2 protein-coding genes and 2 pseudogenes (2 of these 4 running past the window's edge) are annotated in these 2,908 nt (G+C 51.3%); 2 read left to right on the forward strand and 2 right to left on the reverse strand.

The genetic code is table 11. The features are described 5' to 3' along the window. Nucleotides 1-28: pseudogene (locus DMG62_23640) on the forward strand (hypothetical protein) (it extends 674 nt beyond the left edge of the window). Further along, a pseudogene (locus DMG62_23645) lies at nt 1-540 on the forward strand (hypothetical protein) (it extends 33 nt beyond the left edge of the window). Before DMG62_23640 ends, DMG62_23645 begins: the two co-directional pseudogenes overlap by 61 nt. A gap of 117 nt (nt 541-657) precedes the next feature. Here the strand turns inward: DMG62_23645 and DMG62_23650 are convergent. Both DMG62_23650 and DMG62_23655 read right to left on the reverse strand, forming a co-directional pair. Then, on the reverse strand, nt 658-2,148 hold the full coding sequence (locus DMG62_23650; GenBank protein PYY20430.1) for a hypothetical protein: 1,491 nt from the start codon (nt 2,146-2,148) through the stop codon (nt 658-660). 112 nt (nt 2,149-2,260) lie between these two features. Continuing rightward, the gene (locus tag DMG62_23655; protein PYY20431.1) at nt 2,261-2,899 is read right to left on the reverse strand and encodes a hypothetical protein; all 639 of its coding nucleotides are present in this window, start codon (nt 2,897-2,899) and stop codon (nt 2,261-2,263) included. Between the last annotated feature and the right edge of the window lie 9 nt (nt 2,900-2,908).

The following is a 2,908-nucleotide window of genomic DNA, read 5'->3' on the forward strand; positions in this document are numbered from 1 at the left end:
AATGTCTCGCAGTTCGATCAGATCCTGATGCTTGATATTATCGAGCACCTAAAGAAGCCGGCGAACTTTATGGATGCTGTGCGATCTGCAGCGGCTCGTAAGCGCCCGGAAGTCATCATCACGACAGCAAACATCGGCTTTCTCATAACGCGTTTGATGTTGCTTGTCGGTCAATTCAATTATGGCAAGAAAGGCATTCTGGATTCGACGCACACGCGGTTGTTTACATTTCGATCGCTCGCAGATCTGCTCGATCAATCTGGTTATAACATCCTCGAAATTCGCGGGATCCCAGCCCCTTTTCCACACGCCATACACAACAAATTCATCTCTCGCTTATTGCTGCAGGTGAATCAGGGATTGATCTGGTTGAGCAAAGGCTTGTTTTCCTATCAAATCTTTGTCCGGGCGGAGGCCAAGCCAACCGTTCACAATCTACTCGTAGAGACGATTGAGACGAGCGCGGATTACCGCCGGATGATGCTTGTCGACTCAGAGAAAGATAATTACTGTGACTCTGCAGTCACAAGATGCGGCTGATCAGCGTGTGGCGGAATTAATCAGGAAGGCGAGAAGGTTAAAATTAAATCCATTTTTGTCCGCCGGTGTAAGCGTTGACGGCCGCAATCGATAAATGGTCTTAGCTCGAGTCTCCGGTCACCGTCTCTTCGCGGGTGCAACTGAGGCAACGGCATTTCTGGAAAGGGTGTTGTTGCTCATCGTAAGGTGCATTGGTTTGGTGTGTTGATAGAATAAAGCGACTCCATATTGTTGCGCAGTGTTACCGGGATTATTGCCACTGATGTTATTAGTTACGGCAACATTTGCGGCGTCGGCGATCGCGATGCCGGCGTACTCGAGGCCACGAGCGTCCCATGTGGTATCGAAGGTCGCGCCGGTTCCGCTGCCTCCTGTGACGAAAATAGGTTTTGGCGGCCTCACAGTGTAAACACCCAGGTAATATGCTGTCGATCGATTTGGTAGGGTGACAGACGTAACCTTGCCGCCAATGCCAATGGCGGTGATCTGCACCTGTGCTGGCTTGATATACTTTCCACCAACGAAGGTCAGAATGTCTCCGACCGTATAGCCACTCCCGCCAGAAACGATAGTCGTTTTCTGCCCAAGGAGAGTGTAGGTGCGGGCGGCGTGCAAGCCCGTATCCGATACGGTGTTCCTGGTAATCAGCGTTCCGTTGCTCGCTGTGCTGATACCAACATTTTCACAGGCCGTAACATGATTCCCGACGATCACGTTGCCTTCGGACGTATCCGGCCCGCTATTGGCGCCACCGGCAGTTCCCCAAGACATATCTATGCCGGCATAACAGTTCGCAATCGTGTTGTTTCTAAGCGTCACGCTGCGAGCGCCAGTAGTTACATAAATGCCGGCAAATGGGCTTCCTGCAAGATAACAACCGTCCACTGTTACTGTCCCAACATTGCTAACCTGGACACAATCGTATCCTGGATTTGTCGATCGGCAGCTAGAGATGACAGTGCCTTCGCAACCTCCGGCCTTGTTGTTAAGCGTGGTGATATTTTGCCAGGCCGAGCCATCAACCTCGCACTTCGAAAGCTTGGTTCTCTTGCTTGCGGATATACCTATGCCGATCGCCGTTGAGTTGATCACTCTTACATTTTCAATCGTGCAGTCGCTACTTTGGTATAATAACAAGGAATAGGCGGTGGGTCTTTTACCAGCGCGCGCGGCCTTGTTACCGTCGATTGTGAGGTCTTTGATGATTGTGTAGTTGGAGTTTGCTATTCCCAGGACAGAGCTTGGAGCGGGCGAGGCTGTGAGGCTCGGCGCTTTGATGATCGTGGCATCGATGCCAGCCCCCTGGATGTTAATTCCGCCCTTCGTTACAGTTATAGTGGCTACATAAGTTCCAGCGGGGATTTGAATGGTTCCGTGGCCCGCTGTTGCGGCTGCGACAACGCTGGCAAACGCGGCAGTATCATCGGTCACACCGTCCCCAACAGCCCCATAGTCTTTGGGATCAAAGATTTCTGCTCTTTGGTTCTGAGATGCGGTAGAGGTGCTAGCGACAGGATCGGCGACTGAAAAGTGCGGTGCAAGTGCCATTCTCGCGATTAAACAAGCGATCATGATGAGTTTAGTGCGTTCCATGGTGTTCCGTTCCATCCCTTACGGTTGAGCCGTCATCCTCAGTGCAGCGCCTTGTTGCGTTTGCGGGGCAGCGTAATCGGCGCTCTCTTGCTCGTCAATGACGGACCAGATTCGGATGTCGGAGCGACTATGGCGGCCGCACGCAGAACTCGGGAGTAAGATGTTTATATGTCTTGAGAACTGCTCCCTGCTTTTTCAATGCAGCGATCAGGTGAGTCGGCTTGATCTTGCCTGATTCGATCAGTGCCTCATCTGTCATCGCTACACGATCGATGAATGCAATGTCGGATTCCTTCTTAGGATCGAAGTTGTGGCCGAAACTTCGATCGACGAATATGTCGATTACGTTCGCGAAACCTAGAAAGCACTCGAATTCGAAACGCTTTATCAGCTCCGGAAGAATATCCTGCGCGCGGATTCCCTCGAAGCCTTCCGTTGAACAATCCCAGTTTACAAATTCATCCTCAAATCGATTTAGCTGATGATTGTATTTTTTCGAGTGCGGTAATCCCTTCCAGAAAGCCTGGACCACTTGCAGAGCTTCCGGCCATCGCAAGTGCCCGTTGCGGCCGATCATGTCATTGATCAGGAAGGCCCCGTCGTCAGACAAACTGCGGTGTACCTCATCAAATAGCTTCTCAAGCGCGACGACGTGGTGAAGGGAATGGATCGCAAGAATACTGTCGAATTGGTGTTCGGCTTTCCAATTGTTGAGATCGCATTCCATAAAGGAAAAATGTTCCGATAGACCCCTCTCAGCCGCCAGGACCTTCCC

Source organism: Acidobacteriota bacterium, from assembly GCA_003225175.1.
Taxonomy (GTDB): Bacteria; Acidobacteriota; Terriglobia; order Terriglobales; family Acidobacteriaceae; genus Gp1-AA112.

What these genes read in the sequence shown, in the direction of transcription:
- DMG62_23650 (PYY20430.1), bottom strand. Translation starts at nt 2,148, where the DNA reads ATGGAACGGAACACCATGGAACGCACTAAACTCATCATGATCGCTTGT.